The sequence below is a fragment of the Bdellovibrio bacteriovorus genome, assembly GCF_048286975.1.
GTDB lineage: Bacteria > Bdellovibrionota > Bdellovibrionia > Bdellovibrionales > Bdellovibrionaceae > Bdellovibrio > Bdellovibrio bacteriovorus_H.
Genome location: NZ_JBLVRT010000009.1, coordinates 62,183 through 81,308, shown reverse-complemented (window position 1 = coordinate 81,308; position 19,126 = coordinate 62,183). Strand labels below are relative to the sequence as shown.

General features: G+C 50.9%; 15 protein-coding genes. 3 read left to right on the top strand and 12 right to left on the bottom strand.

The window, feature by feature from the left end; translation table 11 throughout:
* Window positions 1–12 precede the first annotated feature (12 nt).
* The 4 genes from ACNQKP_RS18215 to ACNQKP_RS18200 form a co-directional block, all read right to left on the bottom strand.
* Entirely contained in the window at window positions 13–1,509 is a 1,497-nt protein-coding gene (locus ACNQKP_RS18215; RefSeq protein WP_417866705.1) for a microtubule-binding protein, read from the bottom strand.
* Window positions 1,510–1,691: 182 nt separating this feature from the next.
* The gene (locus ACNQKP_RS18210; protein WP_080558984.1) at window positions 1,692–1,901 is read right to left on the bottom strand and encodes a DUF5522 domain-containing protein; all 210 of its coding nucleotides are present in this window, start codon (window positions 1,899–1,901) and stop codon (window positions 1,692–1,694) included.
* Window positions 1,891–2,445 (bottom strand): GNAT family N-acetyltransferase, encoded by a 555-nt coding sequence (locus ACNQKP_RS18205; RefSeq protein WP_417866702.1) that lies wholly within the window; start codon window positions 2,443–2,445, stop codon window positions 1,891–1,893. The genes ACNQKP_RS18210 and ACNQKP_RS18205 overlap by 11 nt, the downstream gene beginning before the upstream one ends.
* On the bottom strand, window positions 2,442–2,855 hold the full coding sequence (locus ACNQKP_RS18200; RefSeq protein ID WP_041577192.1) for an RrF2 family transcriptional regulator: 414 nt from the start codon (window positions 2,853–2,855) through the stop codon (window positions 2,442–2,444). The genes ACNQKP_RS18205 and ACNQKP_RS18200 overlap by 4 nt, the downstream gene beginning before the upstream one ends.
* A 156-nt stretch (window positions 2,856–3,011) precedes the next feature.
* On the opposite strand from ACNQKP_RS18200, the gene ACNQKP_RS18195 reads away from it, so the two are divergent.
* The gene (locus ACNQKP_RS18195; protein WP_417866700.1) at window positions 3,012–3,653 is read left to right on the top strand and encodes an NAD(P)H-dependent oxidoreductase; all 642 of its coding nucleotides are present in this window, start codon (window positions 3,012–3,014) and stop codon (window positions 3,651–3,653) included.
* 190 nt (window positions 3,654–3,843) lie between these two features.
* Here the strand turns inward: ACNQKP_RS18195 and ACNQKP_RS18190 are convergent, their stop codons facing one another.
* The 7 genes from ACNQKP_RS18190 to ACNQKP_RS18160 all read right to left on the bottom strand — a co-directional run bounded on the left by ACNQKP_RS18190 (window position 3,844) and on the right by ACNQKP_RS18160 (window position 14,647).
* Window positions 3,844–4,545, bottom strand: a complete 702-nt coding sequence (locus ACNQKP_RS18190) for a hypothetical protein (RefSeq protein WP_417866698.1) — start codon at window positions 4,543–4,545, stop codon at window positions 3,844–3,846.
* 5 nt (window positions 4,546–4,550) lie between these two features.
* Window positions 4,551–6,236 carry a twin-arginine translocation signal domain-containing protein gene (locus ACNQKP_RS18185; protein WP_417866696.1) on the bottom strand — a complete coding sequence of 562 codons (1,686 nt, stop codon included), beginning with the start codon at window positions 6,234–6,236 and terminating at the stop codon, window positions 4,551–4,553.
* 12 nt (window positions 6,237–6,248) lie between these two features.
* A complete protein-coding gene (locus ACNQKP_RS18180; protein WP_417866693.1) occupies window positions 6,249–7,796 on the bottom strand; it encodes a hypothetical protein in 1,548 nt (515 codons plus the stop codon).
* A 222-nt stretch (window positions 7,797–8,018) separates the two neighbouring features.
* The gene (gene smc, locus ACNQKP_RS18175) at window positions 8,019–11,606 is read right to left on the bottom strand and encodes a chromosome segregation protein SMC (protein ID WP_417866691.1); all 3,588 of its coding nucleotides are present in this window, start codon (window positions 11,604–11,606) and stop codon (window positions 8,019–8,021) included.
* Between the two features lie 277 nt (window positions 11,607–11,883).
* On the bottom strand, window positions 11,884–12,399 hold the full coding sequence (locus ACNQKP_RS18170; protein WP_417866689.1) for a hypothetical protein: 516 nt from the start codon (window positions 12,397–12,399) through the stop codon (window positions 11,884–11,886).
* A gap of 265 nt (window positions 12,400–12,664) precedes the next feature.
* On the bottom strand, window positions 12,665–13,147 hold the full coding sequence (locus tag ACNQKP_RS18165; RefSeq protein WP_417866687.1) for an ankyrin repeat domain-containing protein: 483 nt from the start codon (window positions 13,145–13,147) through the stop codon (window positions 12,665–12,667).
* Between the two features lie 12 nt (window positions 13,148–13,159).
* The gene (locus ACNQKP_RS18160; RefSeq protein WP_417866685.1) at window positions 13,160–14,647 is read right to left on the bottom strand and encodes a catalase; all 1,488 of its coding nucleotides are present in this window, start codon (window positions 14,645–14,647) and stop codon (window positions 13,160–13,162) included.
* 163 nt (window positions 14,648–14,810) lie between these two features.
* Between ACNQKP_RS18160 and ACNQKP_RS18155 the strand changes: the two genes are divergently transcribed.
* Entirely contained in the window at window positions 14,811–15,320 is a 510-nt protein-coding gene (locus ACNQKP_RS18155; RefSeq protein WP_011163670.1) for a paraquat-inducible protein A, read from the top strand.
* Window positions 15,292–16,143, top strand: a complete 852-nt coding sequence (locus tag ACNQKP_RS18150) for an MlaD family protein (RefSeq protein WP_417866682.1) — start codon at window positions 15,292–15,294, stop codon at window positions 16,141–16,143. The genes ACNQKP_RS18155 and ACNQKP_RS18150 overlap by 29 nt, the downstream gene beginning before the upstream one ends.
* 258 nt (window positions 16,144–16,401) lie before the next feature.
* Here ACNQKP_RS18150 and ppdK read toward each other — a convergent pair whose 3' ends face one another.
* Complete coding sequence (ppdK, locus tag ACNQKP_RS18145; RefSeq protein WP_417866680.1) at window positions 16,402–19,113, bottom strand: pyruvate, phosphate dikinase; 2,712 nt, start codon at window positions 19,111–19,113, stop codon at window positions 16,402–16,404.
* Window positions 19,114–19,126: the final 13 nt, after the last annotated feature.

Genomic DNA, 19,126 nt, shown 5'->3' with positions numbered 1-19,126 from the left:
AACCCACCCCTTTTATTTCTTCTGATCCATGTTAAAGCGGATGATTACCCGCTGCGCCTTCTTACAGTCGTTCTGCTTGCAGAATTCGGCTGCTGTGGCGACGTTGCGATTTTGCACCTTCATGACCTCCAGGAAGCTTCGTCCGGAAACCTTCATAAGGGCCAATAGTTCGCGTTGATGTTCAAATCTCATGTTTCCTTCATCCAGCATGTAACTGAAGATGGAATTCGCACGGCGATAGCTTAGATCCATGTTGTACTTCAAAGCGGCTTTGTCCGCCGGCTTGGAACTGTGTGGATCAACGAAACGGCCCTGATATGTTGGTGACGCAAAACCGATGATCTCCACCGCAGAAATTTTATCCGACACCTTTGGGTTGCCGAACAAAGAGCGGGAATAAATCGGCATCGCTTTTTCAAGGACACCTTTCATCTCGTGTTTCAGGCGGTCGGAGTCACTGTCAAAGTAAGCCTGACCGAAATCCAGAACCACGTCGCCCGTCTGCATATCAATATCAGCTTTGATCCCTGCCTTGGCGAAACCTTTTTGAATCTCACCCGCCACGGATTTACGCGCTTCAATTTCAGCACGTGCTTTCGCCAACTGCCCCTGGGTGTCGCTCAAAGCACCCTGCAACTTTGCCTTTTCCTTGCCAAAGCCAGCAGCCAAAGCCGCTTTTTCTTCCGCAAAGCCCTGTTGCAGTCCTGCGATTTTCGCACCGGCTTCAGCCTTGGTGCGGGACAAAGCGCCCGCCAGATGGGTCGCTTCGTCTTCCTTCTGCGCCAGCAACCCCTGAGTTTTGGAAAGTTCACCCTGCACCTGACCCAATTGCACATTGGCCTGGTTCAGTTGCATTTGATATTGAGCATTGACCTGATTCAGCTGGGCCACCTTTTGGTTGCCGTCAGCACGGGCCTGCGCCATCTTTTGTTCAAACAACTGCTTGGACAGCTTGTTGTTCTTGTAGGCCACACGCAGTTCGGTCAGACGCTTTTGCAACTGCGCCTGTGTGACTGCGATCTTTTGTTCACCCTGCGCGATCAGCTGCTTTTTGTTCTGAATGTCTTTATTCAGATCAGCAATTTCGGTTTCCTGGGTTTCGATTTCCACGTCCTGCTCTTTGATCAGATCATCACGATTGATAAGCTTGGACTTGGCCATCTTGTTGGCATTAAGAACATTGCGCACCATCTGCTGGTACTTGTTCAGAGCCTTGACCTTTTCCCCGTTTTCACGGGCTTCCTGGATCAGACGCTCTTTTTCAGTCTTGGCGTCCTCCTGAAGCAATGTCAGCTTGTCCATAAGCTCTTCATACTCCTGCACCTCATCTTTAGGTGCCTGTCCGGCCAGATACTCATTCTTCACGTTCTCGTACATCTTCAGCTGGCTTTCCAGTTCTTCCACTTTCATGGAGAGCTTCTGGTTTTCCACCTGGCCGCGCAAAGCATCAGTGCCCGTGCGCAAACTGGATGTGACATACAAAAGAAGGAAGATCGTGCTTAAACCCAAGAATAAATCCGAATACGACGTCCAAAAACTGTCGCTCGAATGTTCTTTGTTTTTTTGATAATTAAACGACATACCAACGCACCCCACCTGCACAAATCATAACAGTGACGATCTTCTTTTCGGTGGCTCAAAAACAGAATTGAGTGTTTTTCTTTCGGCGAAAATGCCGAAGGTTTCAACACTTACGTCCGGTCGGTGGGTTCTTTTGGATTTTTCTGACTATTCTTTTTCCATGGGCAATGTCTGCAGCCTGAACCACAGCAGTGACCGCGCTTCAGGTGAAAATACTCAGTAAAAACAGTGTATCCTGTCGCAGGATCGACATAGGAGTCCTTTCCGGACTCGCAAGCATTGCGATGAAGTTCTTCGATTTCGCGATTTTTATCGTTCATCACGGAGTTTGGCGAACACCAGAGTGTCTCGTCTTTGGCCGTTTTCAACAGCGTGATGCCGCAACCGGGCTTCGAATTTGTACTGACAATTTTCAGCTACAGAGCTGCTGCGGCTGTTAAGACCTGAACAATGAATCTCAATTCGATAAAATCCAAGCTCAAACAGGACCTTTTCCAAAGCCAGCACTGCCTCGCGCACATATCCGTGGCCTTCGAATTTCCCGAGGATCCAGTACCCCAGTTCACAGCGGTCGTTGTCCCAGCTGATCGTATGCACGCCGACGTTCCCCATGTAGATGTCGCCATCATTCAGGTACATGCCATAGTCGAACATTTTGAAGTCCTGCCACTGCGCTTGAGTCATTTCGATGTAATCACGTTCATCGTGAACTCCACCGATCAATGGCACCCATGGCAGAAAGCGCCCCAGGCGTTCGCGGTCCTGGTCGACATACTGAAACATGGTTTCAGCCATTTCAATTTTGTGTTTTTTCAGAGTGATCCGTTCGGCGCGAATTTCTTCGGCAGGATAGACGGACTTCATTTGGCGATTTTGGACGTCAGATCAGACAAACGGATCCCGCCCAGATAATCCATAGAGTTGTTTTCAATTCCATCCACCAGCTCGCACATCAGCTTTTTCATTGAGCAGCTGACAACGCAGTTCTTGAATGGTTCTTTGTCCGGAGTCGCAATCAGCTTCTTGTCAGTGATCGCCACATAGACATCACGAAGAGAAATTTCTTTCGGGGTTTTGGCCAGCTTCACGCCGCCCGCCTTGCCTTTGAAGGACGTCAGAAGTCCGGCATCAACAAGTTTGGAGATCAAACGGCGGATCACCGTCGGATTGGTGCGAATGCTCGCGCCCAATTCTTCAGACGTCATTAGATCGCCCTTGTGATAAGCCAGGGCGGTCATAATATGAACTGAGACAGAAAACCTTTGATCAACCATGTCTAGATCTTACCTTAAGCCTCAAAAATAAACAATATCAAGGAATTAAGTCCCATAAGACCCGAGGTTTCCTTAAATGTATCTTTTACTGTTGCAATTAAATTCCAACCACGGCATACTGTGCCTGTATCTGACACAATTAAAGGAGCCCCTCCCATGACCCATAAAACGATTCAAGATGCCCTGGAATGGCGTTACGCCACTAAAAAGTTCGATGCCTCCAAAAAGATCTCGGACGCCGATTGGACAACCCTGCGTAATTCCCTGACTTTGGCGCCCTCCTCTTACGGCGTACAGCCGTGGAAGTTCCTGGTCATTGAAAACCCGGAAGTTCGAAATCAACTAAAGCCGGTTTCATGGAATCAAACTCAAGTGACTGACGCCAGCCACTATGTGGTCTTCCTTTACAAAGAAAAGATGGATGCTGACTTCGTACAAAAGTTCATAAACCGCGTGGCCGACGTCCGCAGCGCCCCTCTGGAAGCTTTGGACGGATACAAAAACATGCTGATTGAAAATCTGGTGAAAGCACCGGAAGAAAAAATCCGTGTCTGGTCCCAGCGTCAGGCTTACATTGCCATGGGATTCCTGCTGCAAACCGCAGCCTTGCTGAAAATTGACGCCACTCCGATGGAGGGCTTCGATCCCGCAGCTTACGACAAAATCCTGGGCCTTGAGGGCACCGGCTGGAAATCCGTGGCCACTGTGGCTCTGGGTTACCGCCACCAGGAAGATGCTTTACAAAATCAAAAGAAGGTCCGCTTCGCTGAAGACGACCTGATCCAATACATCAAGTAATTCCGGATTTTCCGCTGCTCTCGGTGGATCTGCAAAGAGTCTCCCCAGATTTTCCCTTGCAGGTCTCCATCGGCAGCGGAGGTTCCTCCTCCAAGGTGCCTTTGTTGTGATCCCTTCAAAGGCTGTCTTAAAAAAAATCCCCGGGATTCTTTGGAATCCCGGGGATCGTCTTTTTTAGCATTTTAAGATTCTATTGCAGCTGCCAACCGGGTGATTCGCACACTTGCAGAGCCAGAGCCCGCCATCTTTCCATCGCCGACTCCCCTTTCAGCGCCAAAGCTTTGTCATAGTCGAGCAAGCTAGCCACGATAATGTCCGACGCTCCATCACCGCGATAGAACAATCCGTACACCTGGCGAACGGCATCCGCCGTTGGCGCTGCCGGACGATTCGAGATCTTTTCCAGAATCGCGTTCACACCTTCATCCATTCCCAGCACGTTTTCACAAAACTGGACACGGAAGGATTCGCGCACAGTGTTGTCATCGGTCTTAATCGGCAGATTCGCATTTGAAATGTCGCCACCGCAATCACGGCCGCTGTAAGTGCTGTAAGGATTGCAGCCCAAACCATACTGCGCTCCGCGCCTGATAATCCACTGCTCCAGCAGACTTTCAAGATTCGGGACCGGCCCGGAAGAACGGGTGAAAACCTCGCGCATCAGAGAAGCCACGTATTCGCGGTTCACCACCTGAACTTTCTGAGTCGGCAGGGTCACATCTTTTTGACTGGGGTGAGACTGATCCGTGCCGCCGGTTGAACCCATATCCAGATTCAATGACGCCTGATCCAGAACAGCGAACTCGCCCATCTGACCACAGTTTTGATACATCTGAGTCAGGACGGTTCCAAATAATAGCAGCACAAATATTTTGTTCTTGGCTGTGATCATTATTCTTACCCCACCAGCTTCGCCGCTTTAAGAATCTGCAGCTGATCGCCATTCAGGCGAATCAGTGGTTCAGCCAGATTCTCATATGGATTTTTTGGAACTCGCAACAGTGCTGTCACTGTGGATGCCGCCATGGTCGGAGACGGCATGCCTTTTTGGTTGTAACCATCAATCGGTGCCGCACGTCCCTGAGTGCCGACGTAGCCGCCACCGTGACCAGCACGATAGATGTTACCCACAACAAATGGACCGCGCTGGATTGCGCCCGAGAACACACTGGTCACCATCTGATTGAAACCATGGTCACTGCCTGAACCGTTGGTTCTTGCCGTGCGGTTGAATTCAGAAATCACCTGAATCACGGTTTCAGACCACAGGTCCACACCGTTCACTTTGGATTTTTTCAGTTGTTCGATAAGCTCCAGCATGCCGGCACACAGGCCGCGATAGTACGCTGTCGTGATCAACACACCCGGGATAGCCCCTGTTTCGTGCATGTCTTTGATGGCCATATGTCTGGCCGTCACACCATTGCTTGCGTCTTTAAACATAAGACTGTCCGGATCACCCATCTGCAGATTCATGGTGCTGACCAGGCCTTCTTTCAAAACGTATTCAGCCAAAGCCAAACCTTCCGCCAATGAGCCCGGAGATGTCATCGTTTTGATCGAATCACGAAGATCGGAGTCACTGCTGACCACAAGACCACGGTTGCCATCAGCCACATGAACACGCCAGAGTTCATTCTGACTGGAAATCATCGCCACGTCATTGATACCCACCAGGCCCTGTTGGCGCATACTGGCTTCAATCACGGAACGATAACGGGCCACGGCCCCATCCCAGTAAGAACCGATATTACCAATGCCTTTTTTCATCAGATCAGAAGCATTGGAAAGATTTTTGGAAAGAATGGTCGAGCCCGCAAATTCAGACTGCGAATAAGCGCGCAAACGCGCCTGAGCCAGATCAAAAGCTTCACGGTTGCGGTCTTTCAGGCTGCGCCCCTTGGCACGATCTGCCGCAGGACCACCGAACCCCTCCAGCAAAGACTTCAACGGATTGTCGGTCAGAATATTCAAAGCCTTGCCGTTCATGGACGCATAGTTCCCATAAGCGCCCCGCTGCGGCCATTCGACTGCTTCGAAAGTCTTCTGAGAATAGTCCGCCGCAAGCCCCATGACCGAGGACACCCCGCCCACCGGTGCTTGTTGAACCGTGGCATTGAAGGGGTGACCGTCAAAACCGGTGCCGAATCCACGGATCACCAGCATGTTGTTCAATAGTTCCGTCAAAGCCTTGGCACCTGCTGATGTCGTCACAGACTGCGAGAACATGTGCGGAACCATCACGCCGTTATAGTTGAACGTCGCGTATTCAGTTCCAACGACATTATTGCCAGAACGAACAAACTTTGTTGCCACCATCGGATTAAACTCCAAAGGTGCATCGGACGGATTTGTGCGCATCCACGCATCAAACGTGTAGCGCATCGGACCACCGGCAATCAGAATGTTGATATAGTTGCGGGCCCCCAGATTTCCGGTTGCTTCAGCCTGGGCTTGATGAATAAAGCCTGTACTAAGAGCATTCAGAAGTCTTTCATAAGGTGTTGCCACCAGGGCCGCTGCCCCGGCCACCGCACCACCTGCGATAAAGCCCCTGCGAGTCAGATTTTTTCCGTCCCCCATAATGCCCCCGGATTATTTTTCCCGATAATTCACATCACGATAGTACTTGGAAGACATGATCTGTTTCACCATATGGCGCACAGACTGGTTGCGCTGAAGCTCTTCCCCAAGAGCTTCAACGAACTTGCGGTCTTCCACGGCCTCCGTGGATAGTTTTTTATTCAATTCTTCGTTCATCGGATTGGAACGGTCATAAAGAGCAACCGTGATTCCGGTGAAATACTGGAAGTATCTTTTAGCTGCACAATAGTAATAGTCCTTGGTTTCAGCCATCGCCGCACCCAACTGAGCGATGCCCGTCACCGGACGATCAATCAAAGATCCCGTCATGGAGCGGAAGAACAGACGTCCCGTCGGGGTCTGACGATGGAAGTTCGCCACTGGTTCTGACGGCCAACCCGCTACCGAAGAAAACTCGGCACGGTAAGTGGCCAGATGCAAAGCGGTTTTGGAATGAGTTCTGCCGCCGGCACTCAATGCCGCATAGTCAGAATTCCCCACAACCACATTGCGGGCAGTGTACGCCATCGGATCCAAAGTCGCATGGCACATCACGCAGCTACTGGAGTTTCTGAATGGTGCGGAAGAATTCCCCACCACATACTGACGAATATCGTTTTCACGCAAAGCCGGAAGCTCAGCGCAAAGGAAGGATTCCATGTTGGTCTGGGACCAGCGGCGCGGAACCTTGGTGGTACCGTTGGCCTCAAGACCGCGGCCATGTCCATAGTTCAGCATCAGATAAATAGGTGTGCCCAGCACACCGCCACCTTGAGTCTGGAAAAGATTGAAACTGAAATTCAAACCCGGCTGATCGCTGCCGCGTTTGTCCGCCCCCAACGGCTGCAAAGACAGGTTGGGAATGGTCGCATTATCAGTAGCGATGCGCACACCAACCAGCTCCCCCACCTCAATTTTTGGCAACGTCACAAACATTGCTTGAGTGGTGTCCGAGTTGCCGTCAAAACCTCCGGACATCGCACGGAAGTTGAACAGATTCTGATCCAGCCCCCCGTTGTTGCCAGCAATACGACGGCCCGGGAAAGTCACATTAAAGCCGATGCGATTGCGCACGGCCATGTCTTCTTCACGCTGGGCACGCACCCCCTGCCCCAGAGTCAGCACATCACGGTACTGGGCATTGCGGGCAAACATCGCACGCGTCAGCGCCAGACCCGGCTCTGTGGAATCATAAATATCCATGGTCCCGCGGGACATCTCTTCATTGTATTCCTGGATTTGTTCAATCGTGTTGGCGGTGAACCAGGTGCGGTGGAAATTATAGAAAGTATTCAGAACGGCACGGGCTTCTTTGTCAGCACGATTGACCAACGGACCGGAGGCATCCAGTTCGGCCTTGTCCAACAAAGAATTACAGGCGTCCAGCGCCTTGATTTTACCGGCACGGATCTGCGCCATCGTCGCGTGCCCCAAAGGCACCGGTTTCCCGGTCAAATGGGAGTAGCAACGATTGAACAAGCCTGCCTCACTCAAAACTTGAGCAGAAGCAAACGGTGCCATCAGCAACGTGAGTGCAAAGATTAACTTGGTCACGGTCATTCCCCCAAAGAAGTTCCGTTGTTCCTTTATCTTATCGGAGGAATCATCAAAAACACGACCTGGGTTCTCACATTGAGACGCCTTAAAACGTAATCAGGATAAAAAAATGTATCGTGAATTTCGGGAATCGGCGGAACGTCTCAACCCGCAACACCCCGGAAAAAGAAAAACCCCGTTGAGGTCATCAACGGGGTCTTTGGCATTCGTTTTGTTTTCTTCAGACTATTTGATGTCCTGGATGGATACAGAAACCATCGTGGAAACACCGCGCTCCTGCATCGTCACGCCGTACAACTTGCCCGCCACTTCCATGGTGTGCTTGTTGTGGGTAACAACGATGATCTGAGAACGTTTGGCCATTTCACGAACCAGGTCGTTGAAACGGAATACGTTGGCGTCATCAAGTGGAGCGTCAACCTCATCCAGCAAACACCATGGAGATGGTTTCACCAGGAAGATCGAGAACACCAGCGCCACCGCAGTCAACGCCTTCTCACCACCCGACATCAAAGACACGTTCTGGGTCTTTTTGCCTGGAGGACGTGCGATGATCTCGATACCCGCTTCGTTCTTTTCAGTTTCTTCAACAAGCTCCAACCAAGCCTCACCGCCACCGAACAAGACCGGGAATACGCGGGTGAAACGGTCGTTAACCAGCTCGAAGGTTTCTTTGAAACGCTTGGAGCAGATTTTGTTAATACGCTCGATAACCTTGCGCAACTGATCTTTGGCCTCGGTCAGGTCCGCGTGCTGTTTGGTCAGGAATTCGTAACGTTGAGCAGTCTCTTCGTACTCTTCGATCGCAGACAGGTTCACTTCACCGATCTTCGCCAGTTTCTCACGCAGGTCTTTCAGTTGAGCATCCGCTTCCAGGAAGTCACCTTCGCGGTTCACGTATTTCTCAACAACGTCAGGCAGGTTCAGCATGTAGCGCTCGCGCACCTGATCAATCAGGTACTGCTCTTTCATCTTCGCCTGCTCCAGCTTCAACTGGGAGTCGTTCATTTTGTGCTGTCTTTCATTGCGTGCACGCTGAGAAGCGGAAGCTTCATCTTCGATCGCACGGATTGATTCAGACATCACTTCGTATTCGTCTTTCGCGCGAGCCGCCTGAAGCTTCAGGGTCTCGACTTCGTCCAAAAGACGTTCAAATTCAATTTTCTTTTCTTCCAGAGTCACCTGAGTGTCGGTCATCTGGGAGTTGTACCCTTCAGCCTCTTCACTCATACGTGCCAACTGAGCTTCCAGATCCGTCAGGGATTTGGTCACCATTTCAAGCTGTCTCAAAACACCAGTGTATTCCTGGGTTTTGGAAGCGGACTTCACCTGAAGATCCGTCACTTCCGCCTGAAGACCGTCAAAGCCCAGACGAACAGAGTTCATTTCAGAGTTCAAAGTCTCCACTTCAGTCTCAAGCAGAACTTTTCTTTCACGAGCCTCGATCAGAGCCTCGTTCAGTTCTTCAAGTTTCTGCTCTTGAACTTCCAGTTGCTCTGTCAGTTTTTTGACTTCGCGTTCCTGGCGCTCAACTGCCGCCAAAGCGTTCTGAACTTCATTTTCAGCGCGTTCAGCGTCTTTTCTCAATTCGGCAACTTTGATCTCCTGATCGATCTTGCGTTTTTGCGCGCCTTCGAAGTCATTCAATACGTTGGCCAGCTGCTCTTCGGTCTTTTTAAGAGCCATCTGAGCCAGTTGCAGTTTTCCTGCGAATTCGTCTTTTTTCTCGGACAATTCTTTGATTTCACGACGACGCTTCAGCATGCCAGAATCAGCGGACTCCGAAGAGCCCCCTGTCAAAACACCGTCAGCTGTCAGCGTGTCACCGTCAAGAGTCACGAATGTCCAGCCTTCATATCTTGGGCGCAAGTTCAAAGCGGTGCGGATGGAATCCACAATCGCAACGCCATCAAGCATGTAGGTCACTGTATTTTTGAATTTGTCTGCCGCCTGAACCACGTCTTTCAGGATGGCTTGAACGCCGTCCTGACCCATTGGTGCTTCAGCGCGATTGAAAGTAAGCCCCTGACCGTCAGCAGCCATAAAGCTGGAGCGACCGGATTTATTTTCTTTCAAGTGGGAAACAGCGTCCACCGCGATATTGGCGTCAGAAGACAACAACATCTGCAAGCGAGAACCCAAAGCCGCTTCCATCGCCACTTCGTATTCAGCCGGAACTTCAACAACCTCAGAAACCGGCTGGAAGTGAGATACAACAGAACCATCCGCCATCATTTCCTGAGTGCGGGTCTTCTGCCATAGCATGACCTGCTTCACACCCTCCTGGAAACCTTCAAAGTTATTTTGCAGGTTTTCCAGACCGTAAAGGCGGGACGCCACTTCGTTCAGGGAATCCTTGAAGGAATCCACTTCGGCTTTTTTAGTCGCCACGGAATCCTGAAGGATTTTTTTATTGGCTTCGAAAGAGTCCACATCGCTGGCAAGATCCAGCTGCATCTGACGCTCTTTATCCAGCTCAGTGATCACTTTTTTACGGCGGTTTTCGAACTCAACTTGTTTTTCACGAAGTTCGTTCAACACCTGCTGCTCGTTGTCCTGACGGTCTGTCAGGTCCGCGATCTGAGAGGACAGGGAATTCACACGCGCATCCAAAGAGGATTCGGTCTGACCGACGGCGAACAGCTCACGACGTTTCGTCGTCAGGTCCTCGTCCACAGTGCCGATGCGGGAATTGAAGTTCTGGAAGATTTCATTTTTTTCAGTGAAGGCTGCAGACAGAGACTCGGACTCTTCTTTCAGCTCAGTCACCTGCTCATCCAACGCAGCTTTGTCGCGGGCAAGAAGCTCTTTACGGGCTTGCTGCTCCTGCAGGATGGTGCCGGTCATCTGTTCATTGCGGCGAGCCTGTTCGATCTCGAAGCGAAGCTCCTGGATCTCCATCTCTTTCTTTTGAACAGTGGATTGTTTTGTGAAGTACTCAGTCTGCTGTTCTTCAACCGCTTTTTCCTTTTCCAGGATCTGCAATTTCAGAACTTCAAGCTGGCCCTGCAAAGTGGAAAGGTTGGTTTCGCCTTCCACTTCCATGCTTTGCGCTTCGTTGAAGATCGCCTGAGCTTCGTCCGCAGCGCGTTTCAATTCAACGTACTGAGCGGTGGAAAGCCACAGATCCAGATCTTCAATCTGATTTTTGATATTGCGATAGCGTTCTGCACGCTGAGCCTGTCTTTGCAAAGAATCGATCTGGCGTTTCAACTCGCCGATGATGTCCTGCAAACGCACCAGATTCTGATCGGTCGCAACCAGTTTGCGCTGGGATTCTTTTTTACGGGCTTTGAACTTGGTGATACCGGCAGCTTCTTCGATAAGCATGCGGCGGTCTTCAGGTTTCGCAGTGATGATCTTACCGATCATACCCTGAGCGATGATGGAGAAACCTTTGGAACCGGCACCCGTATCCATAAAGATCTCCTGCAGGTCTTTCAAACGAGCAGGTTCTTTATTGATGAAGTATTCACCTTCACCGTTTCTGTGCAAACGGCGGGTCACCATGATTTCAGAATGTTTAATATATTTTGCCGGGAATGGACCACCGTCATTTTCAAGTGTCAGGGACACTTCACACATGCCCAGCGGAGCATAACCTTCAGCTCCACCGAAGATGACGTCAGTCATCTGGGATGCACGCAGATCCTTGGCGGACTGGTCACCCATAACCCACATCAAGGCATCCACGATGTTGGATTTACCGCAACCATTGGGTCCGACGATACCAGTGATACCGGCATCAAAATGGATGACGGTGCGGTCTTTGAACGATTTAAAACCAATTAGTTCAATCTTCTTAATTCTCAAGGTATATCCCCTCTTGAGTACTTCCCCTCAAACACAAGCCCTTGGTCTAGCTAGACCAAAGACCATTAGAATTTCGCGAGTGTTGGGAAGCATGTCAACCATAGGCTCTTAAAAGAAGGCCTAACGCTGAAAACTTAAGCAGACTTACAACCGATTTACTTGCTGCATCATGAAATGCTGCCTAGTTATTTTGCATGGCGCCAAATGCAAAACGGCGCACCGGGTAACCGGGGCGCCGTGGATTGTCGGAATTAAGAAGGAATTTTTCCGCGGGATCTTACAAACACTGTACGGATTGGCCGTACTGGTTTTGCATGATCACACCAGAACAGTTGTGAGTCACACCGCAGTTGTACTGTTGACCACCGTAGTAGTACACGCCGGAGCAAGTCTGGGAAGTCGTCGCACCACCTGTGTTACCCATGCAGTATGTGTAGTTCACCGGGATGTATTGTGTACCGCTGACTTGGTAGCACTGGTTGCCGCTCATCACGTATTGTCCAGTTGTACCACTGTTCGTGCAGTAGGATTGCGCCACTTGCTGACCTGTGGACTTGATCGTGCACACGCCGGCAGAGTTGTAAGCGTAAGTCGAATTCGTAGAGCAGTACGTCTGGTTCACCTGAACCGCCTGCCCGTTTACATTCTGATAACAGATGTTGTTGGCACCCCAGTAATAGATATTGCTGGTACCGCTGTTATTGTCATCCTTGCTACAGTTCGCCAAACCTACAGTCATGGCAGTCAGTACAAGAGCTTTCAGGATCGTCAGAACATAGTTTTTGAATTTCATAAAATTTGTTTCCTTCTCTATGCTGTTCCTTAAAGCAATTCATCGGCCAAAAACCCCTGGCACGCGTTTCACCAACGAATTTCGAACACTTACAGCAATCAGGAAGGATCATGGAATAAGTTCACACTGTCTTTAGGTTAGACAGTGACGACAATTGGCTTTCTGAAAAGCGTCTCTACAAAACTATCACGTACCACAATGAAACAAAGCACTTAGCACTGCACAGTGTTTACACAATCTGGCAGTGCCTTCTCTATATATAATATCAAGCTTCCGGAGTCGGCCGCGACAGCTTGCGCGAGATCAGACGGCAGGCGACCTCCATTGGATCCAACCAGGAGGCCGGACGATCACTTAACAAGGACACCACCTCTTTACGCCCAAACACCCGGGCCAGATCCAGGGCCGTCATGCCATGAGGGTTTTTATCCTCCAGCCGGGCTCCGTTACTTAACAACAGCTCCGCCAGCCGCGTGTGACCTTTAAAGCAAACCCCCATCAAAACCGAGTTCCCCATATCATCGGTGGAATTCACATCCGCCCCGCGTTCGATCAGAAACTCGGCGGCGTCCTCCTGATTGTTATACGCAGCCAGCATCAACAGCGTGTGCCCTTTGAAATTACGAATTTCCAAACCTCCGCCAAAATCCAGGTACTGCTTCAAGGCCTCGCAATTGCCGTTACGAGCCTCTTCAAAAATCAGTGGTTCCACCACCATTGTCTTTTTATATTCTTCCCAGGTCGCCATACATCCCCCGCCCTAATGATGGGCACTGCCACTTTCATATTTGTCTGAATAAACCTTTACACCCATGCGCTCGGCCAAGCCGCCACCGTAAGCAGGATCGCACCTCATAAAGACCTCGATCTGACGGCGTACGATTTCTTCAGGCACATTTCCGCCCTTCATATGTTCGGCGATATTATCCAGCAGCTGCCTTTTTTTATCGGCGTCCATCAACCGGAACAAATCCCCTGCCTGACGGTAATCATCATTGCCCTGATGATGATCAAACCGGTCCATGGTGGCATCATCCAGCTTCAATGGCGGTTCCCGGTACTGTTCCTGCTGAGCAGGCCCCCCGAAAGAGTTCGGTTCATAATAGGCATGATTGTATTCAGGAACATCCAGCCGCATGGCCCCGTCCAGATGATAGTGGTTCACTTCCACTTTGGGTTTGTTCACAGGAAGCATTTCGTAGTGAGTGCCGATGCGATAGCGATGGGCATCAGCATACGCAAAAGTGCGCGACTGCAGCATCTTGTCCGGCGACCAGGAAACACCCGGCACCATGTTGTTCGGGTTGAAAGCCGCCTGCTCTATTTCAGCAAAATAGTTTGTCGGATTGCGGTTGAGCTCCATGGTGCCCACCTCGATCATCGGGAACTCTCCGTGCGGCCACACTTTGGTAAGATCAAAGGGATTGTACCAGGTTTTCTTGGCCTGCTCTTCGCTCATGATCTGCACATACATGCGCCATTTCGGAAAGCTTTTTTCTTCGATCGAATTGTACAGATCCTCCTGATGGCTTTCGCGCGTGCGCCCCACAAGCTCTGCCCCTTCATCATTGGTCAGATTTTTAATCCCTTGCTGGGTTTTGAAGTGGAACTTCACCCAGTGACGGTCCCCCTTGCTATTGATCAGGGAATAGGTGTGCGAACCAAATCCGTGCATGTGCCGATATGACGCCGGCAAACCACGGTCAGAGAATAGAATTGTCACCTGGTGGCAGGACTCGGGACTTAGTGACCAGAAGTCCCACATTGCCGTGGGGCTTCGTAAGTTGGTGCGCGGATCGCGTTTTTGTGTGTGAATGAAGTCGGGAAATTTATAAGGATCACGCACGAAAAAAACCGGCGTGTTGTTGCCGACCAAATCAAAGTTGCCCTCTTCGGTGTAAAACTTCAGCGCAAATCCCCGCACGTCGCGTTCAGCATCTGCAGCGCCCCTTTCGCCGGCCACCGTTGAAAAACGAATCAGCAGATCTGTTTTTGTTCCCGGCTGAAGGAACTTTGCGCGGGTGTATTTGGAAATATCTCCGTTGATCGTCAGCGTGCCAAAAGCGCCGGAGCCCTTGGCATGGACTGTTCTTTCCGGCACCCGCTCGCGGTTTTGGTGCGCGAGCTTTTCAATCAGCGCCACATCCTGAAGTACCAACGGCCCACGAGGCCCCACCGTCAACGAATTCTGATTGTCTGAAACCGGCGCACCAGCACTGGTGGTCAAACCCTTCTTTGATTGAGCCATATCATGCATCCTTTCTTGAATTTTGAACGACCCCTTAAGCATAAGGACAAAGAATATTCCGCCGTGAGTTGTATTTTTCAGCTGTGTCAGACGAAATCTGCGGGTCCTCCCTGGCTGTGGAAATACAAATATCCTGCCTGCATCAAGGGGGTAAGATGACGAAATGAATACACAAGCTCAGCCTCTGACCCTGGCGTTTTCTATTACCGCACTGGTGCTTTACATACCGGCGAACCTGTTCCCATTTATGAGCATCGAACTTTATGGACGCAGAAACACAGCGACCATCTGGGATGGAATTGTCTCGCTGGCGAAAGCGGGTTCATGGCCCATCGCCATTATCGTATTCCTGGCCAGTATTCTGATCCCGCTGCTGAAACTCATTATTCTTTTCTATCTGTCACTGGATTCCTCGGACCGTCAGCCCCGGCTGAAAGACAATCTGTACCGAATCGTGGAGGCTATCGGCCGCTGGTCCATGCTGGACATCTTCCTGCTGTCGATCATGATCGCAATTCTAAAACTTGGAAAATGGGCCACGGTGGAACCCAAACCCGGAGCGCTGTTATTTGCTCTGGTGGTGATATTTACAATGCTGGCTTCGGCTTACTTCGACCGCAGTGCTTTTAACGAAAAGGACCGTGATGGAAAAAGATCTGAAACAGAGGGCTAAAAAGATCGGTTCTCACTGGTATGTCTGGTTGTTCCCGGCTTTTGCCGTGGCGATTTCCGCCTGGCTGCTGGTACAGTATCTGACGTCGCTGGGGCCAGAGATCATCATTTCCTTTGATGAAGGCAGCAGCATTGAAGCGGAAAAAACGCGCCTGAGCTATCGCGGTGTGACCGTCGGCAAAGTCACAGAAGTGGCCCTGTCTGAAGACCAAAAGAAGGTTCTGGTGCACGCCCGCCTGGATAAAGGTGCAAAAAGCTTCGCCCAGGAAGGTGCCAAGTTCTGGATCGTCACCCCCAAAGTCAGCATCCAGGGCATCACCGGCCTTGAAACTTTAATCGGAGGTCCTTACATAGCGGCCCAACCAGGAGAAGGCTCCGAGACGAAAGAGTTCGAAGGCAAACAGGAAAGCGCCACGCAGGATCCTTTGGAAGACACGGTCACTTACCGGCTTGAGACCAACAACGCCGAGTCCATCAACCCCGGAGACAACGTCAGCTTTCGTGGCATGAATGTCGGCACCGTCACGAAGGTGTCCTTAAGCAAGACCGCCCAATCCCTGTATGTGCAGATCAATCTGCAAAGCAAGTACGCCCGCCTGGTGCGCACCAACACCCAGTTCTGGCGCAAGGTCGGCGTGCAGGCCAAACTGGGTCTGTTTAAATCAGAACTAAAAATCAATTCACTGGAAACTCTGCTTCACGGCGGGATTGAGTTCTTCACACCCGACCCGCCTGGCGACATCGCCAAATACAATGCGCGGTTCCCTTTGCAGGGCTCAGCCCCGAAAGACTGGCAGAAGTGGAATCCTTCATTAGAAAGGTAGTTTTATAAAATCTTTATCTGGTCCACACAGGATTTAAGAAATCCTTGAGATTAAAGACGCTAGGATGTCTTTACCAAGGAGGACCTATGCAATACAAAAAGACAGAGGTCGGATACAAAGCATCCGCCACCAATGGCGAGATTGCTTTTCGCATTCTTTTCACCACCATGGTGTTAGGAATTCTGGTCACCTATTTTACAAAGTGAACCGGTGAAACAAAAAAAGCCCTCTTCATCAGAGGGCTTTTTCGTTTTTTGCTTAGTGGATTTTCTTACCCATCAGGGCCGCGCGGGCTGCCGCCAGTCTGGCGATAGGCACACGGAACGGAGAGCAGGACACGTAATCCAGGCCCACCTTGTGGAAGAACTCGATGGATTCAGGGTCACCACCGTGCTCACCGCACACGCCGACTTTCAAGTCAGGCTTCGTGCGACGGCCCAGGTCCACACCCATTTTCACCAAAGACCCCACACCCACCTGATCGATGGACATGAACGGATCTTTCGGCAGAATTCCATGAGACACGTAAGTGCCCAGGAAGCGACCGGAGTCATCACGGGACAAGCCCAAAGTCGTCTGAGTCAAATCGTTCGTACCAAAGCTGAAGAAGTCCGCATGTTCTGCAATGGCGTCCGCGGTGATCGCAGCTCTTGGAAGCTCAATCATCGTGCCCACTGTGTATTCAAACTTCACGTTCTTTTCAGATTGAACCTTGTTCACTTCAGCCACAGCCTGACCGCGCAAAGTGTCCAGTTCCTTGTCTGTCGCCACCAGCGGGATCATGATTTCCGGCGCCAGGGTTTTGCCTTCAGCCATCAACTGAGCCGCAGCTTCCGCAATTGCACGAACCTGCATCTGGTAAATTTCAGGATAAGTGATCGCCAGACGACAGCCACGGTGACCCAGCATCGGATTAAATTCGTGCAGGGATTTTACTTTTGAGCGCAGGCGCTCATAGTCCGTGTTCAGACGTTTTGCCAATTCCTTGGTTTCTTCATCCGTGTGCGGAACGAACTCATGCAGAGGTGGATCCAACAAACGGATCGTCACTGGCAGGCCGTCCATGATTTTGAACAGCTGATAGAAGTCTTCACGCTGCATTGGCAAAAGTTTCGCCAAAGCTTTTTCACGGTCCATTTTGTTGTCAGCAATGATCATCTCACGAACCGCATCGATGCGATCTGCGCCGAAGAACATGTGCTCAGTACGGCATAGGCCGATACCTTCCGCACCGAAGTTGCGCGCCGTTTGCGCGTCCTTTGGCGTGTCGGCATTCGTGCGAACTTTCAGTTTGCGGATGCCGTCAGCGATTTTCATGATGCGTTCGAAGTTGCCATCCAGTTTCGGCTCGATGGTTTTAACTTCGCCCAGATAAACTTCACCCGTGGAACCATCCAAAGTGATCACGTCGCCCTTTTTCAGAACGTACCCTTTCACTTTCATGGTTTCATTGCGGTAGTCGACTTCGATGTCACCACAACCCGCCACACAGCACTTACCCATACCACGCGCCACAACGGCCGCGTGTGATGTCATACCACCACGAGTTGTCAGGATCCCTTGTGCTGCCACCATGCCGGCAATGTCTTCCGGAGAGGTTTCAATGCGCACCAGGATGACTTTCTTGCCTTGTTCTTTCCATTCAACCGCTTCTTCAGAAGTGAAGACGATCTGGCCGTTCACTCCGCCCGGAGACGCTGGCAAACCTTTGGCCAAAGTGGTCTTCGCTGCTTTCGGATCCAAAGTCGGATGCAGAAGCTGATCCAAAGAGGAAGGATCCAGACGCAGGATCGCTTCGTCCTGCGTGATCAACTTTTCATCGATCATGTCGCAGGCAATTTTCAATGCTGCCGCTGCGGTTCTTTTACCGTTACGGGTTTGCAGCATCCACAAAACACCGCGTTCGATAGTGAACTCGATGTCCTGCATGTCACGATAGTGACCTTCCAGTTTTTTATAAATATCAACCAGCTGGCCATAAGCCTTTGGCAAAGCTTCTTCCAAAGACAACACACCCGCAGCGGCCGCTGCGATCTTGGTGATCGGCTGCGGAGTGCGGATACCCGCCACCACGTCTTCACCCTGAGCGTTGATCAGGAATTCGCCGTAGAACGCTTTTTCACCTGTGGATGGATTGCGCGTGAATGCCACACCCGTTGCCGAGTCATCACCCATGTTACCAAAGACCATGGACTGAACGTTCACAGCCGTACCCCAAGCCGCCGGGATCGAATGCAATTCACGGTAAGTGATCGCACGCGGCGTGTTCCAGGAATGGAAGACCGCGGAAATCGCGCCCCACAGCTGCTCCCAAGGATCTGCCGGGAAGGACTGACCGGTCATCTGATGAACCAGGTCTTTGAATTTTTTCACCAGAAGCTTCAGGTCATCGACCGTCATTTCGGTGTCAAGTTTGTAGTGTTTTTCCTCTTTCATGTCTTCCAGAGTCACTTCCAGAAGTGAAGAGTTCATCCCCATCACCACATCAGAATACATCTGAATGAAACGACGGTAAGAGTCCCACGCAAAGCGCGGATTGTTAGAGGACTTCGCCAAGCCTTCCACAGTCTGATCATTCAAGCCCAGATTCAGGATCGTATCCATCATGCCTGGCATGGAAGCGCGAGCCCCGGAACGAACAGAAACCAAAAGTGGGTTGTTCACATCGCCGAATTTTTTGCCAATCTTGGATTCCACTTTGTTCATGGACTCCTGCACCGCCGGGCGAACCCAGTCAGGCAGCTTGCCACCGGCTTCATAGAAGTGAGCGCAGATCTCAGTGGAGATCGTGAAGCCCGGAGGAACCGGAATGCCCAAAGAGGTCATCTCGGCCAGGTTGGCGCCTTTACCACCCAGGATGTTCTTCATGCCTGCATTGCCTTCGGAATCCCCGGCAGCAAAGAAGTAGACGAACTTCTGTGGAACGGCTGTTTTGGATGCTTGTTTGTCAGAGTTTACATTCTGGTGCATTAGTCTCCCCCAC